Origin of the sequence: Paenibacillus sp. HWE-109 (assembly GCF_022163125.1) — a bacterium.
Lineage (GTDB): Bacteria > Bacillota > Bacilli > Paenibacillales > NBRC-103111 > Paenibacillus_E.
The window spans coordinates 4,984,766-5,001,109 of record NZ_CP091881.1; the positions used below are offsets into that span (position 1 = coordinate 4,984,766).

General features: G+C 47.4%; 18 protein-coding genes and 1 riboswitch. Of the genes, 8 read left to right on the plus strand and 10 right to left on the minus strand.

What is annotated here, in order from left to right:
* The first annotated feature begins 136 nt into the window (after positions 1-136).
* Positions 137-631 carry a glutathione peroxidase gene (locus LOZ80_RS21190; protein WP_238166572.1) on the plus strand — a complete coding sequence of 165 codons (495 nt, stop codon included), beginning with the start codon at positions 137-139 and terminating at the stop codon, positions 629-631.
* Between the two features lie 389 nt (positions 632-1,020).
* On the opposite strand, the gene LOZ80_RS21195 is transcribed toward LOZ80_RS21190, so the two are convergent.
* Both LOZ80_RS21195 and LOZ80_RS21200 read right to left on the minus strand, forming a co-directional pair.
* Entirely contained in the window at positions 1,021-1,242 is a 222-nt protein-coding gene (locus LOZ80_RS21195) for a YuzB family protein (protein ID WP_238166573.1), read from the minus strand.
* Positions 1,242-1,544: an iron-sulfur cluster assembly accessory protein gene (locus LOZ80_RS21200; RefSeq protein WP_189009445.1), complete on the minus strand. Its 303-nt coding sequence runs from the start codon at positions 1,542-1,544 to the stop codon at positions 1,242-1,244. Before LOZ80_RS21200 ends, LOZ80_RS21195 begins: the two co-directional genes overlap by 1 nt.
* A 246-nt stretch (positions 1,545-1,790) precedes the next feature.
* Here LOZ80_RS21200 and LOZ80_RS21205 point away from each other — a divergent pair, with 246 nt between their 5' ends.
* Genes LOZ80_RS21205 through ytvI form a run of 3 tightly spaced genes read left to right on the plus strand, consistent with a single transcriptional unit; the run spans position 1,791 to position 4,060 of the window.
* Positions 1,791-2,150, plus strand: a complete 360-nt coding sequence (locus tag LOZ80_RS21205) for a winged helix-turn-helix transcriptional regulator (RefSeq protein ID WP_238166574.1) — start codon at positions 1,791-1,793, stop codon at positions 2,148-2,150.
* Positions 2,151-2,181: 31 nt separating this feature from the next.
* Positions 2,182-2,931 carry a type I methionyl aminopeptidase gene (gene map / locus LOZ80_RS21210; RefSeq protein ID WP_238166575.1) on the plus strand — a complete coding sequence of 250 codons (750 nt, stop codon included), beginning with the start codon at positions 2,182-2,184 and terminating at the stop codon, positions 2,929-2,931.
* Between the two features lie 16 nt (positions 2,932-2,947).
* Complete coding sequence (ytvI, locus tag LOZ80_RS21215) at positions 2,948-4,060, plus strand: sporulation integral membrane protein YtvI (protein ID WP_238166576.1); 1,113 nt, start codon at positions 2,948-2,950, stop codon at positions 4,058-4,060.
* 53 nt (positions 4,061-4,113) lie between these two features.
* Here ytvI and LOZ80_RS21220 read toward each other — a convergent pair whose 3' ends face one another.
* On the minus strand, positions 4,114-4,896 hold the full coding sequence (locus tag LOZ80_RS21220) for an AraC family transcriptional regulator (RefSeq protein WP_238166577.1): 783 nt from the start codon (positions 4,894-4,896) through the stop codon (positions 4,114-4,116).
* 123 nt (positions 4,897-5,019) lie between these two features.
* Between LOZ80_RS21220 and LOZ80_RS21225 the strand changes: the two genes are divergently transcribed.
* The 4 genes from LOZ80_RS21225 (at position 5,020) to LOZ80_RS21240 (ending at position 9,083) form a co-directional block, all read left to right on the plus strand.
* Entirely contained in the window at positions 5,020-7,266 is a 2,247-nt protein-coding gene (locus LOZ80_RS21225; protein ID WP_238166578.1) for an FAD-dependent oxidoreductase, read from the plus strand.
* Between the two features lie 64 nt (positions 7,267-7,330).
* Positions 7,331-7,410, plus strand: a riboswitch (ZMP/ZTP riboswitch).
* 60 nt (positions 7,411-7,470) lie between these two features.
* Positions 7,471-8,316 (plus strand): bifunctional 5,10-methylenetetrahydrofolate dehydrogenase/5,10-methenyltetrahydrofolate cyclohydrolase, encoded by an 846-nt coding sequence (locus LOZ80_RS21230; RefSeq protein WP_238166579.1) that lies wholly within the window; start codon positions 7,471-7,473, stop codon positions 8,314-8,316.
* 131 nt (positions 8,317-8,447) lie between these two features.
* Complete coding sequence (locus LOZ80_RS21235) at positions 8,448-8,627, plus strand: hypothetical protein (RefSeq protein WP_189009465.1); 180 nt, start codon at positions 8,448-8,450, stop codon at positions 8,625-8,627.
* Between the two features lie 255 nt (positions 8,628-8,882).
* Positions 8,883-9,083, plus strand: coding sequence for a DUF2524 domain-containing protein (locus tag LOZ80_RS21240; RefSeq protein WP_238166580.1), 201 nt, complete (start codon positions 8,883-8,885; stop codon positions 9,081-9,083).
* Positions 9,084-9,126: 43 nt separating this feature from the next.
* Here the strand turns inward: LOZ80_RS21240 and LOZ80_RS21245 are convergent, their stop codons facing one another.
* The 7 genes from LOZ80_RS21245 to LOZ80_RS21275 all read right to left on the minus strand — a co-directional run bounded on the left by LOZ80_RS21245 (position 9,127) and on the right by LOZ80_RS21275 (position 16,279).
* Positions 9,127-9,336: a hypothetical protein gene (locus tag LOZ80_RS21245; RefSeq protein ID WP_238166581.1), complete on the minus strand. Its 210-nt coding sequence runs from the start codon at positions 9,334-9,336 to the stop codon at positions 9,127-9,129.
* A 90-nt stretch (positions 9,337-9,426) separates the two neighbouring features.
* Positions 9,427-10,317: a M14 family metallopeptidase gene (locus LOZ80_RS21250; protein WP_238166582.1), complete on the minus strand. Its 891-nt coding sequence runs from the start codon at positions 10,315-10,317 to the stop codon at positions 9,427-9,429.
* Positions 10,318-10,438: 121 nt separating this feature from the next.
* Positions 10,439-11,248: a glutamate racemase gene (gene racE, locus LOZ80_RS21255; protein WP_238166583.1), complete on the minus strand. Its 810-nt coding sequence runs from the start codon at positions 11,246-11,248 to the stop codon at positions 10,439-10,441.
* A 110-nt stretch (positions 11,249-11,358) separates the two neighbouring features.
* Positions 11,359-12,351, minus strand: coding sequence for a polysaccharide deacetylase family protein (locus tag LOZ80_RS21260; RefSeq protein WP_238166584.1), 993 nt, complete (start codon positions 12,349-12,351; stop codon positions 11,359-11,361).
* An 86-nt stretch (positions 12,352-12,437) separates the two neighbouring features.
* Positions 12,438-12,857, minus strand: coding sequence for a disulfide oxidoreductase (locus LOZ80_RS21265; protein WP_238166585.1), 420 nt, complete (start codon positions 12,855-12,857; stop codon positions 12,438-12,440).
* A 208-nt stretch (positions 12,858-13,065) separates the two neighbouring features.
* Positions 13,066-14,226, minus strand: a complete 1,161-nt coding sequence (locus LOZ80_RS21270) for a glucose 1-dehydrogenase (RefSeq protein WP_238166586.1) — start codon at positions 14,224-14,226, stop codon at positions 13,066-13,068.
* A 16-nt stretch (positions 14,227-14,242) separates the two neighbouring features.
* A complete protein-coding gene (locus LOZ80_RS21275) occupies positions 14,243-16,279 on the minus strand; it encodes a glycoside hydrolase family 15 protein (protein WP_238166587.1) in 2,037 nt (678 codons plus the stop codon).
* Positions 16,280-16,344: the final 65 nt, after the last annotated feature.

Consider the following 16,344-nt stretch of genomic DNA (forward strand, 5'->3'; position numbering starts at 1 on the left):
GAGATTAGCTTACGGCTTGTCTATTCGCACAGTGTTAGAGAGATATGAATGTTTTGTAAATAAATTAATCTTTGCATTACGACTAAAAGTTGTGTACAATTAATTTGTACAAAATATATAGAAGAAGGTGATCCTTTTGAACGTTCATCAATTTACGGTTCGAACGATCCGCGGTGAAGAGAAATCCCTTGCTGACTACAAGGGTCAAGTACTACTTATCGTCAATACGGCAACGAATTGTGGATTGGCTCCCCAATTTACAGGACTTCAAGAGCTCCACGACACCTACAAAGATCAAGGTTTCAGCGTGCTGGGTTTTCCTTGCAATCAATTCATGGATCAGGAACCCGGTGACGATGCACAGGTTCAACAGGCTTGCCAATTAAATTTCGGCGTCAACTTCCCCCTGTTTTCCAAAATAAATGTGAACGGATCCGACGCGCATCCTTTGTACCGCCACCTGAAGCAACAGACTTCCGGTATATTTGGCTCAGGCATTAAATGGAACTTCACGAAGTTTCTCGTTGATCAAGATGGCCGCGTCCTCAAACGTTTCTCCCCTACTACAAAGCCAAGTAAAATCGATGAGCAAATTCGTAAACTGCTTGAGAAATCCGCTGTCCAAGCTTAATTAAAAAAACGGCTTCGCCGCCCTGAGAAATCAGCCTCTTCAAAGCGGACAAATCCTGTTAATGGGAACTACAGTACGCTATTTAGGCAAATAGCAGGGATTCTAGAGTCATAGCGGAACTACAGTGTCTTATTTCCACGCAAAGCGCTGAGTTTCCCTTCAAATAACAAATATAGCGCACTGCAGTTCCCTCTCGCTCGCGATAATACCACTTTTTGCTAGATTAGCGCACTGTAGTTCCCTTTCCTCTGTGAGGCAGCTGGAGTAACTCCGCGTTTACACCAAACAAGATCCGATGGCTTATTTGCTTATCGACACTTATCCGCATGGATTCAGCCTTATCTAATCAAAAAAGCATCCTGCTCACAGAATGAGCGGATGCTTTTTCGTTATTTCACATATTTTTTTGCCTTTTCAATGGCTTCATCTTCCGTTGGGGCTGTTACATAGCGGCCATTAATGAAAATAAAAGCAAAGCGAGAACAAGGGCCGCAATACGATTTACAAGCTACTTTGACCTCAGTTTCTGGAGCAATGACGCTTATTTTTGAAAGGGCGGTCTTCACTTTCATATGTTTGCATTTATCACAAATGCGAATATCATTGCGCATTAGTGATCTCCGTGATTCCCCTTGCTTGGGTTTGTAATCATGAAGCCTTCTTCCGGTGTGTAGAAGTAATCAATGCGGATGCCATCAAGCAAAGGCTCAGTTTTATCCAGAATTACATCAATCCCTTTATCCGTGCTGACAAGGACGTCATTTTCTGATTTATCGTCAAGACCTAAACCGTAGTGAGCGTGGTCACCATGGGAATGAGTCACTTGTACACGAACTAACAAACCTTTGTTTTCTTCTTTATCAAGCTCCAATTGAAGTACTTTTGCTGCGTTACGAGAAATTTTGACGTTCATATGTACACATCTCCTGAAACTATAATTTTATTTCTTATTGTAAAGAATCTAAGGCACGAAATCAACCTTTGTCCATGGAACCTTCGTAAACATATCTTGACGCAAACAAAGTACGTAAGTCTTGCTAATTCATGGCCTGAACTTTAAAATACATAGTAGTGAAAACAATTGACACTAAATACAGGCTGGTTACTTACTTACCTCTACGTTAGTGTCGGGTATTATACATTGAAAGGAAGCGAACTTATGTCAACCCTAGAGAATGAAAAAGTCGCTCCACTCAGCAACTATATTCCGAAAGTACCCAAAGAAATTGAATGCTCCATTGAACGCACACTTGAAGTAATTGGCGGCAAATGGGCATTTCTCGTGCTGCGAGAATTGTTTTGCGGAACGAAGCGATTCGGTGAACTGCAGCGCCAAGTCACTGGCATTAGTCCCAAGTCATTGACAGATATTCTCAGGCACCTGGAAGAGCATGGGGTCTTGGAAAGAATGGCTTACCCTACTGTGCCTGTTACGGTCGAGTATACGCTGACACCAAAAGGCGAGGATTTGCATCAAATATTAAAAGAAATGAAGCTATGGTCAGCAAAATGGACATAATGTAAGAATACCGTCAGAGGAGTGGAACGTCATGATTACCATCAAGACCAAAGAACAAATTGAAAAAATGGGCAGAGCCGGCCGTATTCTGGCTGATTGCCACAAAGAAATCGCTAAAATGATTCGCCCAGGCATCACCACCTGGGAAATTGATCAGTTCGTCGAGAGCTTTCTAGCCAACAACGGTGCTACACCAGAGCAAAAGGGCTATCATGGTTATCAATATGCGACATGCGCTTCCGTCAACGACGTGATTTGCCATGGTTTTCCGAAAAAAGAACCGCTTCAAGACGGCGATATTGTCACTATTGATATGGTTGTTCGTATAGACGGCTGGTTGGCTGATTCTGCTTGGTCCTATGCAGTCGGAACCATCTCGCCGATCGCTGAGAAATTATTGAACGTCACGAAGGAATCACTCTACAAAGGGATTGAGAAAGCCATCCCCGGAAATCGCATCGGCGATGTGTCCCATGCCATTCAAGCGTACGCCGAAGCACAAGGCTTCTCCGTTGTCAGAGATTTTATCGGACACGGCATCGGCTCCGAAATGCATGAAGAACCGCAAGTCCCTCACTATGGACCTGCCGGCAAAGGCCCGCGCATTAAGGAAGGGATGGTATTTACGATTGAGCCAATGTTGAATGTCGGGAAATACCATTCCAAGGTCGATGCCGATGGGTGGACAGCCAGAACTTATGACGGCAGCCTATCTGCCCAATATGAGCATACGATTGCCATTACAAGTGAAGGCCCGATTATTTTAACCGAACAATCATGATGCCGGAGGAACATGCATGCTTTCTTTTTACAGGAAATATTGGAGGACAGCCTTTGACATTGCTCTCATTGTTCTAACTGTATATCTATTCATGCTGCTATTCAGCTACTTATACCGCATCGCAACGCCTATCTTTCTGGCTCTGATCATTTTTATGATGATCGAGCCTTTCGCTAGGTTTTTGCATCGCAAAGGAATGCGCAAGTCAATAGCATCCGCCATTTCCACGCTGCTGTTTGTCTTGATCATTTTGGGTGCATTGGCAGGTGCCGTCGTTATTTTTACCAGTCAAATCATGAGTCTTGTTGATAAAGTTGATGATTATCAGGCTATTTTCAATGATCAAATTGTACATAAAATCAGTGAATTGAATGATCGCTTCCAAACACTGCCGCCCGATGTCATCACCAAAGCCAAAGACTATGCCGGACAATTCGCTGGCAACGCCTCCAAATTCATCATTGCCGTTCTTTCTGGCCTGGTGACGAAACTTACCTCATTCTCGACCTTTATGTTTAATTTTATCGTCGGCATCATCTTGGCGTACTTCCTCAGTATCGAAATTGATTCTTGGAAACGCATTGCCGGTGAAAAGACGCCCAAAACCTTCAAATCCGTCTTCTTTTTCCTCAAGGAGAACGTGGTGAAAGGCATTGTATCTTACATAAAAGCACAATCCAAACTGATTACGTTGACGTTCGTCGTTGTCTTCATTGCTTTACTCTCTCTGGGCGTCAACAACGCCTTCTCCATCTCGCTCTTGTCAGCCATCTTTGATGTGCTGCCGTTACTGGGCGTGTCGACCTTGTTCATCCCATGGATCATCTATCTCTTCATTGTTGGTCAAACGACATTGGCAATCTGGCTCAGCGCCATCTTGCTTGTCGTGATTCTTGTCAGACAAATCATGGAGCCTAAGATTACCGGGGAATCCTTGGGGGTATCGGCTTTTACAACTTTAGCCTTTATGATTCTCTCGCTTTCTCTGTTTGGAATTGCAGGCGTGATTCTCTCCCCTGTCCTGATCATCTTGATTAAAGCCTTACATACGCAAGGATATTTACAGCGCTGGATTCGCAAGCCTGAAGATGAATACGTCGAAGGCCGACTTCCCTACGACGGACCTTAAATGAACAAGAGCCTTGAGATTCGGTTCCATAACCGGAGATCAAGGCTCTTATTCTATACACGGTGTCTGCTGCGGTAGACCGATGGCGCCATGCCGATCTTCTGCGTGAAGACGCGGCTCAAATAAAAACCATTCTCATACCCGCACTTCGCGGCTATGGCTTCCAAGGTTAAGGCCGATCCCTCGAGGAGATGCCGCGCTCGCGTAAGGCGAATTTCATTCAGAAATTCGGACGGTGTCTGAGCAAAGGCCCGGCGGAATTTGCGGGTAAATTGAACAGCGGTCAGACCAAGGCTTACAGCCACATCCAACATGGATAAGCGTTCGTAGGCATGCTCCAGTAGAAACCTCCGCGCATCCTCCATGAGCTCATCCGATTCAGAAATCTTGTCATCGCTTAGCGCCCGCTCCATGGCAACGATACGAATCAGATCATTCACCATATGCTGTCTATGCATCGTGCTCTCTTCGTCCCAACCCTGCAGTTGTCTTAGATAGCGATAATTGGAGAGTAATCGATCTTTATCTTGAATCGACAGCTTGCCAGCCCAATCGCCTTCTTCCTCTGCGCTTCGTTCTGACAGCCACATAAACTGCAAGAAATGAAAGGAAAGGGGCTCCAATGTTTGGCGATGGAAAGCTGTTTGAGGTGGACATAGCACCAAATCTCCGAAACTGGCTTCACCTTGATGCTCACCTATTCGATAAGCAAACCGACCTTCTTCTACCGCAAATAGCGTCCAAAGCGGGTAATCATCTACCTCCAACATGAACTCCGTCTTCTTATGCCAGTATACATGCCCAAGAAGCTTCAATGACAGATCGTGAGAGCGCATCCAACCGCCTCCCCCATAATGAAATAAAGTATATGCTTATTGTAACTCTCTGCATGTTCATTGGGAATCATTTATTTTATGATGAAATCAAATACATTCCATTCAACAGCGAGGTGCTTAGTTATGAAACATGAAATCGTATCATCCGATATTACCGTAGTTGGCGGCGGTCTAGCAGGCGTTTGCGCGGCTGTTGCAGCAGCCCGATTAGGTCAAACTGTCTCTCTTGTTCAAAATCGTCCGGTACTTGGCGGAAACGCCAGCAGTGAAGTTCGCGTGTGGGTGTGCGGCGCCACTTCCCATGGTGTACACCGCAATGCGCGTGAAACTGGCATTATGGGTGAGATGTTCGTCGAAAATCAGTACCGCAATATCGATGGAAACCCTTATATCTGGGATCTGATTGTGCTTGAAAAAGTGAAAGCAGAAAAGAATATTACGCTTTTCTTAAACACAGATGTTCATGAAGTTGATGCAGATGGGGATGAACACAGCCGCACGATTCGATCCGTCACAGGCTGGATGATGGGGTCTGAACGTCGGATTCACTTTGACAGCCGCGTTTACCTAGACTGCACGGGGGATGGCCTTGTAGGCTTCTTGGCAGGCGCCAAGTTTCGTATTGGCCGCGAAGCCCAAGAGGAATTCAACGAAGAATGGGCTCCGCTTGTCGAAGATGATATCACGCTCGGAAGTACGCTGTTGTTCTACACCAAGGATGCTGGCCGTCCGGTTAAATATATCGCACCTAGCTTCGCCAAAGATATCACACAGACTTCAATCCCCATGAAACGTGTCATTCGCAGCGGGGATAATGGCTGTTCGTATTGGTGGATTGAATGGGGCGGTGAACTGGATACTGTTCATGATAATGAACGCATTCGCGACGAATTGTCCTCCGTTATTTACGGGATATGGAATTACATCAAAAATTCCGGTCAATTCGACAGCGACAATCTCACGCTCGAATGGATCGGTTCCTTGCCAGGCAAGCGGGAATATCGTCGTTTCGTTGGGGACTACGTGCTGAATCAGAACGATGTTATCGCCCAGGAACTGTTCGCTGACCGCGTTGCTTTCGGCGGTTGGTCCATTGACCTGCATCCGCCGCAAGGCATGTATGCCACTGTGAGCGGCTCGAAACATATGCATATGGATGGCAGCTACCATATTCCTTTCCGCTCGCTCTACTCCGTCAACGTGACGAATATGTTGATGGCAGGACGCAATATCAGCGCGTCCCACGTGGCCTTCGGCACTACGCGCGTCATGGCAACCTGCGCTGTCATCGGCGAAGCCGCCGGCACGGGAGCCGCTCTTTGCGCGGCGAAGGGCATCTCGCCTCGCGAGCTGCACGACGGCCACCTGGGCGAGCTGCAGCAAACGCTGCTGCGCCAGGACGCTGCTGTGCTCGGCCTGAAGAACGCGGATGCAGCCGATCTCGTGCGCAGCGCGGCCGCCGTGAGCGCATCCAGCACGCTGACCCAGCTTGCGCTGGAGCAATCTGCGTCTAGCCTGGCATTGGATACGCACATCGCTTTACTCTTGCCGGTAGATCCATTCATAGAAGGCGTAGAACTGCTCTTAGACGCTTCGGAAGCTACTGAGCTGACTGTTGAGCTTTGGAGCACAGGAAAGCCGCAGAACTACGTTCCTGCTAGTCTGGTGAGTTCCATCCAAGTTGCTGTCCCGCAAGGATCACAGCAATGGGTGACGGCTCCGCTTGCGTGGCACCCGGAAACGGCACAGAATGCTTTTATTATTCTGAAAAGCAATCCCGCTGTTTCTGTTCATCAATCCGCCCAACCGCAAACTGGGGTCCATTCATTCGCCTACGGCAGCGAGAAGTCGGCTGATTTCGGCGATATGCATCATCACCAGCCCGTGGTAGACTGGCGTCAGTACCAATTCGTTCGAAGCCCGATCTGCTTCCGCTTGCTCTCGCCTACGGAGGCATTTGCACCAGATAAAGCTTCTGATGGCTATAAGCGTCCTTATGGCGGACCTCATGCTTGGTCATCAACTTCCTTACAAGTCTCCAAGCCCGAATGGCTTGAAGTGAGTTGGACAGAGGCTGTCCATATCCAGAGCGTGCATCTCACATTCAATGATGATGTCAATGAGGATTTAATTAACTTGCATCATCATCGAACAGAATTTGAAATCATTCCGGAACTGGTCAAATCTTATAAATTGCAAGCCTTCAAGAGTGGCGAGTGGACGACCGTAGCAGAAGGAACTAACAATCACACTCGGCATCATGTTCATGCGCTGACAGCCCCTGTGACAACGGATCGAATCCGTGTTCTTATTGAGGCTACGAATGGCTCTGAGCGAGCTGAGATCGTGGAAATTCGCTGCTACAGTTAATCTGGATGCTCTAGATGCTAAGCTTGCGTTTTACAGGGCAGACGATTATGATAAATATAATTGAAAGTTAATGTGTAACTGGCGGAACATGGATATCCATGGGGAAGCACATTGATGCATATGCCGTACGCCTGGGCAGAGGTAAGGGGAGTTATCCCCTTGCCTCTTTGTGTTTTTATCATCCATTCGAAGGGTTGTGGCAAGATGAATTCTGACAAATTGTTATTGGACGGTACCCGCGTTGCCCGTCAGATCCAACAAGATTTAGCCATTAGAGTCAGCCAATTAGCGGCAAAAGGCATCCAGCCCTGTCTGGTTACCATCCTGGTTGGTGATGATCCGTCTTCGGAAACCTATGTGCGCATGAAAGGCAATGCCTGCCGTCGTTTGGGGATTCAATCCAGACGCATTCATCTCGCGCAAACGACGACAACGGAAGAACTTATTGCTGTCATCCATGAAATGAACCAAGATTCCTACGTTCATGGCATTCTCTTGCAGCATCCGGTTCCGCCTCAAATTGACGAAAGAGCCGCCTTTGAAGCCATTAGTATTCATAAAGATGTGGATGGCGTTACGATGCTGGGCTTTGCGCAAAATGCTTTTGGCGAAGCCAGCTTTCCTTCCTGTACCCCTGCGGCGATCCTAGCCATATTGGAAGATTATCAAATCCCTATCGAAGGCAAGCATGCCGTCGTTATTGGCCGCAGCCCAATTCTTGGCAAGCCTGTTTCCCTAATGCTTTTGAACCGAAACGCAACGGTCACCATCTGTCATTCCAGGACAGTCGGTCTCGATCATATCGTTGGATTAGCAGATATTCTCGTTGCTGCAGTAGGCAAACCAGCCTTTGTTCAAGGATCTTGGATCAAAGAAGGCGCCATTGTGATTGATGCCGGATACAATGCAGGGAATATCGGCGATGTCGATTATGAGGCTTGTCTCACGAAGTCGAGTGCGATTACACCTGTTCCAGGCGGCGTAGGTCCGGTAACCATAGCCATGCTGCTCAAGCACACCGTGGATGCGGCCGAAAAGGTAGGCCAGTAACCATCGTGCGACATTATTTTCTTTTTAAAATAGGTCTTAATAACCCTTGTTTAACCTAACATGGTGTGTTATATTAAAAGTGCGACAAATCAAGGTTTTCACTTCAAAAAGTTGACATAGGAGTGATGAAAATGGGCCAAAAATCCATTCAAATCTCGCAAGGTGAAGAAGTTATTCGCGTAGAGATGACTGTTAAGGAAGCGCTTGCTTTAACTGGAGCCAAATTTAGTCAGAACCACAAGCTAGAAACAGATGCCATCAAGAAGCTAAAACAAACATTGGAAGACAAGCTGCTCACTCCCAACCATTAATTGTATAGATCTATTCGGCTTATCGCCCTGACTGACGATGTCTATCGTCTGGCAGGGCTTTTATTTTTTTATCGTATCAAATTCCTTCGAATGCTCATAATAATCTCGCACTCCCAAAACGTACATCAAGAGGTGAAATACAATGTCTGAAGGTCATAAACAGCAAGGACAAGGCAGCAAAAACACTACAACACGCACACAGGATCAGAAAAGCGGAAAAGGTCATAAATAAGCACACAATGAGGAGGTCAACCCATGCTAGATCAGCTAGAAAGTAATTACGATTGCGCCAATGCTGGTTCTGACCTGCATCAGCTCAAACAAGAACTTGAACAATTCCAGAGTCAATCTGCCGGTTCTGGCAACGAGCGTGATGAGCATCGCAACCGACTGGAAAATCAAATCCGCTTTATTGAAAATAAGTGCTCCATCACGCGCGAACATAACCCGCAATAAGCGAAAAGTCCATGGCTCCTTTTGGGAAGCATGGACTTTTTCATTAGTTTAATTTGCGTCTTGTCAAAATACACGGAACCCCTTTACCCATAGCCCCCGGCTGAGACATTAAAGATAAATAACGAAGTCCCCTTGTGCAAGGTGTCTTGCAAACGGCGCAAGTGGACGATTCTACCATTCTCATCGTGTACTGCACTCTGGATGACAGTTCCTTCTTCTTGGATACCTTGCCCTTCCCTTTAGGTGGTGCCATATTCACGCCTCCCAACAATTTCCTCCCTTCAGTATATGAAGCTTGGTCGGAACGGTTCTTGGGGGGCAAGGTCAAGTTCAAGCTACTTGTCTAACGACTGACAGCTTGCAAATCCAAAGCAGTTAATAGAATCGGCACTATTTCAAAATAGAGGGAAGAAAATGTTTCTATTGGCAGGGGATTCTCCCCATAGCCGACTTCAATCGTGAAACCGGGCTTGCGAAACTGTTGGATATACCAGTCCTTGTAGCCTGCGTCACTTTCTGACAGCTTAACAGCTTTATAGTTGCTTGCGAGCGACAATCGCTCCGCATAAGATTCAGACTCTGGGGGTTCATAGCCGCGATAATTCCAATATATTTCTCTACCTTGCGTATGTAAGGCCAAGACGAGTTCGAAAGCGTGATTCTCCGTAAATTGGGCCATCGCCGCAGCCTCCGGCTCAGTCAGTGGGGCTTCCCCGCCGTAATCCCGCTCCCCCGGTCCCAATTCACCTCTGCGGGCAGCCTCCTCTTCCCAATGTGCCGGGAACTGGTCATTCAAATCTACCCCGCGGATATTCGCTTTCCAATTGCTGAAATCCATGCATCCGCCGTTCCACTCCAGCAATATCTCACGGTACGGATGTTCTTCCGCTACACCTTGCAGAACGAGATCCACGCCATCGGGGTTCACCATCGGGACTATCCATAAGGAATACTCGGCAAGAAGCCGTCTAATATTGCTGCCCTGCCATGCCGTACCTCTGGCATAAGCGCAAGCCAGATCCTCCACAAACTGCATCAGCAGCGGTGTCGTAATCCACTCATTTGCATGAAACGCTGCATTCATATGCAGTTCTCTCGCACCCTCACCGATTCGCAGGGCAGGTATAGGTTTCCCCATGACACTTTGACCGATCATTTCAAAATGCAGAAAAGGATATATCTTGCCAAGTCGATTCAATTCCTCCCAAAGTGTTGCATATCCGTATCCTAACACACGACCACCTCACAGCTCAGTTATCTACTTCGTAGGATATGAATATGCCGTCAACCTTAGAATCATGAGGCATCACCAACAAAGCAAAATAGACCCAATCGGGTCTATTTCGCTCGTTCAATTAAATAATCGTCGGCACCTGCCATACGACTGGCGTTATGGAGATCTGCTCTTTGAGCCAGCCTTCGGCAATTTTCTTGAAACGTTCAGGCTCGCCGCTGCAGAAAAATTGATGAATCGGGAGGAATCCAGACGAAGCCAGCAAGTTCTGATGGTAAAGGATTGTACTGATTTCTCTTGCAGTCTCGTCTGCGGAAGAAATCAACGTGACGTCCGGCCCCATGACACTTGAGATCGCTTCCGTCAGAAATGGATAATGCGTACAGCCAAGAATTAAACAATCCATAGGCTTTCCTGCCAACGGTCTAAGTGATTGTTCAACCACCTCTAGCGAGCGTGTAGGATCGAACATTCCTTGCTCAACGAAAGGCGCTAATAACGGGCACGGCTGGCTATAGACCTGAATTTGCGGAGAAATAAGTCTTAACGCCTGTTCATAGGCTTTGCTTCGAATCGTTCCATCCGTACCAATAACCCCGATAATTCCGCTTTTAGTATGCTTGATGGCCGCTCTGGCGCCTGGCGAAATGACACCAAGCACAGGAATTAATACGCGCTCACGGATATCGTCTATGGCAACTGCAGTCGCCGTATTGCAAGCGATAACAATCATTTTAGGATTAAATTGTACTAAATAGTCAACGATTTGTCGTGTGAATTTGCGCACTTCTCCGGCAGAGCGAGGACCATAAGGACTTCGTGCTGTATCTCCGAAATAAATGACTTTTTCTTGCGGCAGCTGTCTCATGACTTCTTTTACAACAGTTAATCCTCCGACTCCGGAGTCCAGTACGGCTATCGCTTGCTGCACACCTATCCGCTTCCTTTGCCGCTTAATGAATTACGGAACCACATGGATAGAATATGAACGTACAAGCTGAAAGGTACCTAGGTGAAGCACTCGGTTTTCTGGTCTGTCACCTATTTTTTGGACTCGAGCTCATTCACAAGGCCGAATTCGTAACCTTTTTTCTTAATCTCTTTGCAAATGCGAGCCAGCGCCTGCATATTTTCCTCTGAGCCCTGATGCATCAAAATCACATTGCCGTCATGCAAATTGTTCATAATGTCATTGTAGGGATCCTCAGCTCCGTTCGCTCTTGGTTCCCAATCCCGCATGGCTGTAGACCAGAAGACAGACGTATAGCCCATACTGGATACTAAGCTAAGGTTGTGCATATTGTAACTTCCAAAAGGGAAGCGGAAATATTTCTCGACTTCTTTCCCCGTCAATTGTTTGTATAAAGCTTCAAAATCCGTAATTTCCTTACGAATCTGATCATCGCTCAGCTCATTGAAATCTTTGTGCGACATCGTATGGTTGGCAACAAAATGACCATCAGCAACAATCTTTTTCAAATAATCCGGATTTTTCTTAATATTGTTTCCTGAAATAAAGAAGTTGGCTTTCACACCATTTTCTTTGAGTGATTTCAGCATGAGATCAACCTCGATCAAAGGACCACCCGCATCGATCGTTAAGTAGACTTTTTTACCGGTGCCCACCCATACGGCTTTCTGATCTGCGGTAAATGATTTCGTTTCTTTCGGAAAATCGGGCACTTGCCCTGTTTTCTTTTTCATGTAGTACCAAGAATAAGGAACCTTCTCGGCTGCAGATGGTTTGGGATTCGTACCTACGACAGATGATTTTGGAGTAGCTGTTGGCACAGGTGTTGCCGTTGACACGGGCGTTGGCGTTGGGGCAATTGTAGCTTTAGGTGTCGGCACAGGTGTTGCCGTTGGTTTACTTGTAGGTGTTGGTGTTGGTGTTGGTGTTGCTGCTGCCGTTGCTTGCGGCGTTGCCGTTGGAATTGGACTTGAAGCTGTGGGGAGCAGGCTTTTGTCTGCACAGCCGATCAATGTGGCACTAAAAAGGATCAGCAGTGCAGCGCTTTTAGTAATTGGCTTCATGAGAGCACCTCGTTATGGAATGAAATTGCTCATTCTCATTTCGACAGCACCAGACAAATTACCTGCCTATTCAGAAAAAATACGTCTTATTTCGTGGCGCGATACGTCAAATATTGGAGGATGCTGATCAGGATAAAGGCTGTTCCAGCAAGCATCGGAATTGTAATAAATCCAAGCCAATTCAAGTAATCCACATCACAAGGAACAGGGCCGCAGCCCGTAGCTGATTCATGAAAAACACCTGATTGCAGCAAGACGTGATAAATGGAGATACAAGCTCCCCAAATCGTCAAAGGCAGAACATAAATCGTTAGTTTATAGTCTCTGCGCACTGCAGCAATCCCCAAAATAATCGCAAGAGGATACATAAGAATGCGTTGATACCAGCATAATTTACAAGGTAAAAAATGCATAATCTCAGAAAAATACAGACTTCCCAAAGTAGCAATTAAAGCAATGAGCCACGATATGTGCATCCCATTATCTCTTAACCATTTATTCAACATCAATATTCGTCCTCCCCTTCCCCCTTATTATAGAAAATTATAGAAAAGAAGTCTAACATAACATGTTACTGTCAAAATGGCTTAGCAGCGAATGACGCTTTCGATTTGGAGGGATCGTGAAGCAGCTGCAGTAACTCTTCCGCAATCACGCAAAAAAAGCGGCCCGCGGGCATTCCTCTGCCCACTAGCCGCACGTACAACCACTCGCTTATACCGAGAAACTATAGGCTACCTCATTCGTTTGTTCCACAAGGCCACGCCATTGTTCCACAGGAACCAGATCAACCACCGCCTTAATCTCAATGGTGGCAAAATCAAGCTGCGGCACGGCTTCCAGACTTATGCGGTTGGTGACCAACCGATTCAGCCAGCCGGGGTGCTGCTTCTCCATCTGCTGCAAGCGGTAGATGGCGGTTTCAAAATCTTTGCGCGCCGCGTTCACTGAACCCAGCACGCATTTGTTCTCCAGCACCATGCTCTGATTGAGCATGTCGGATGAAATCTCCAGCTTCCGATCAGCTGGCGTAACCCCCAGCAGCGCCAACACACCGTTGGGCGCCAGGATAGACATAGCCTCGAAGGCAAGCGGGCTGTAGCCCGTACATTCGAGAATGAAATCCAGCGGCTTGCCGATGCTCTCGGCATAAGCCGTCAAAGTCGCGGCGCTACCTGCTTCGCCGGCCTGCTGGTACGAGCCGCCGATGTCCTTCACAAGCTGCGCTTGCAGACTGTCCTGTGGCGACATCGACCACACCAACACCTCAAGCCCCAGCAGCCGGCAGGTGATTGCGGCGAGCAGGCCCAAGGGTCCTGAGCCGAGAACCAGTGCTCTCTGCGGCTCCCAGATCAGGCGCTGCTGAACGCGCAGCACCTGATCCCATACTTTCTCGACGATGCTTTGCGGCTCGACGAGCATCCCGTGCTGCAGCAGGTCCACGGGGACCTGCACCAAGTACCGGCCTTCCTCCTTATAGAACTCGGAGAGGAAGCCGTTGGCTCCCTTGATCCCGCGTTCCACATACTCGCCCGTCTGACAGAAGTCCGAGTGACCGTTGCGGCAATTCACACAGCGCTGGTTGCGGCAGGGCCGCCTTACAATCGCGGTCACCAGATCCCCTTTGCGGAAGCCGCTGTCTGCCCCTGCCTCCGTCACAACGCCAAGCGATTCGTGTCCAGTCGTTAAGTCATCCTCGCCTTCAGGCGGTACGCCATAATTCTCTTTTATTATTTCTTTATCCGTCCCATCCAGCCCTACGGCCAGCACCTTGACAAGTACTTCCTGCGGATGGGCTAACGCGGGGTCCGGCATTGTTTCAATGTCAATCGAAGCTTTACCTTGCCGCAGATTTTTGACTCGTATTGCTCTCATCCTTGATTCCTCCCAGCTAGTGAATAACGGGTTCCAGCACTTTATCCTCACTTGCGTCAATGCTTGACTTAGGGCTATTGGAGGTCAACTGCTTGAGCTTGGACAAATATTCTTGTGCAACTTTGATATAAGAAGCATGCGACCAAGTCAGCGGCGATACGGACATTGGCTCTCCGGTGTATGGTTGTACTTGTTCAGCCATAGCGCCAGATGGCAAAGCATGCTTGATTGCCCAGCGCATTAAATCTTCGGCTTCTACCAGGTCTTGAACCGTTTGCGCTGACGCCACAAGCCACTCTGCGTACCAAAGCGTACAGATGAACCATGGATTTCCGGGAACTTGCGAAATATCATTCGTAACCTGATGATAATAGTCGTTCTCATAACGGGCGATACCCCCTATCTCGGTATGTACCCATAGCTTTTCTTTCAACAACCGCATCGTAGCTATGAGCCGCGGGTCACCCAATTCAAATAACCCAAAATCAAATAAGGCATACATGCTCATATCCATCGTATAGTCCGGTATATACTTATTTTCCTCATAGCTCCAGTATAAGGCTCTTAGGAATCGATTCTGTTCGGGTGCAAAAAGTTGCTGCTCAGCTGCTTTCTTCACTAATTCAGCGATGTCTGCATAATAAACAGCACGAGCTTTATCTTGGTGAAACTCGGCGAAGCGCGCTGCTGCAACCAGCCCTGCATAAACGGAAGAGACCGTGAATGCCAGAACCCCATAACGCTCTTCCCACAGGTCATAGGAAGGCAATGGGAGCCCTGAGGCATCCCGGTAATGAACGAGAAAGTCTGCCGTCGGCTTCACGAATTTCTCATAATCCTCGCGGGATTGCTCCAACGTCCCGGCCAGCTTATGATGATGCCACAGCGTATATAGAACCAGTGCCGTCTCATCTTCTTGAATCGCCAGCTGTTTCTTGCCTTGCCCGTCTACCCATGGATGCCAGCTGGAACCAACCGAACTGTCCGGGTTGTATTTATGCATCAAATAGCCTTCTGGTGTAAGTACTTTAATGCAGAAGTCAAAAAACTTTCTGGCTAAATCATGATAGCCTGCCCGGTCAAGCGCATGCGACACCAAAGCGCCATCGCGGGGCCACATATACGAATACGTATCTTTGGCAAATTTCAAAATATCAGAATCGTTCGCGGCAATGATAGCCCCCCGATTGTCGATATTCGTTCTTGTAATCAACAAACACCGCTTATAAAAGGAGGCCAAATCCGGCTTGAGCAGCGACAGCTGATGCGGGTCTTGATTGACCCATTTGACCCAATGATCGTGTGTACGCTGCAATAAAGTTTGGGGCTTCGCCGCCCGAAGCAGTCGCTCCAAGCGTTCGACCTCTTGCTTCGTTTTGCCAAAACAGATCCAGAACCAGGCCTCTTTCGTACTTTTAGCAGGGATTTTCAGCGTCATTTCGATAATGCCATCCACAGAGCCTTGCGCGATTGGATTGCCACCCAGGTGGCCATCTTCCGCATCACGCCAAGTGCCTTGCAACCCATGAATCCCTTTTTGCCCGGTAGCGTAACCGCTTGGCGCTGATTTCTCTTGATCGGGTGAATAGCAGGATAGCGACAAATAGCGGTGGCCTTTATAAAAGAGCAGCGATTGCAGTTCTGGATCATAATAAATCGTATCCCCGACACCATTTCCATAGATTTGCAAATCCAGATGGAAGTAGAGCTTAATCTCTCTTTCTGTGTCAAAGCGGTTTTCGATTTTCATTTTTCGCAAAAAAATATTTTGCTGTACGTCTACACCATCTCGTATATTGAAACTTAGACCTAATCTTTCGTGCACGCATTCCACGTTGGTAACTAATGAATCTTCCAGGTACATCAGCTTTTTGGACACCTCAGGTTGATCGATCCAGAAGAATCCTTCAGGACTCCATATGCCAAAATGTGAAAGATGATCACTAGATTGATTCTCTTGACCTACTAAAGGGTAATACATGTCACGAATATTATAAGCAGCATCATAATTTATGAGCACATTGCCATTTCCGATAGGTAAATCTCTTGCCATGCCATCAGCCTCTTTCCAAGATGTTGCTTCTAATTTACCAATTGATGCGTCTAAATATGCACGCT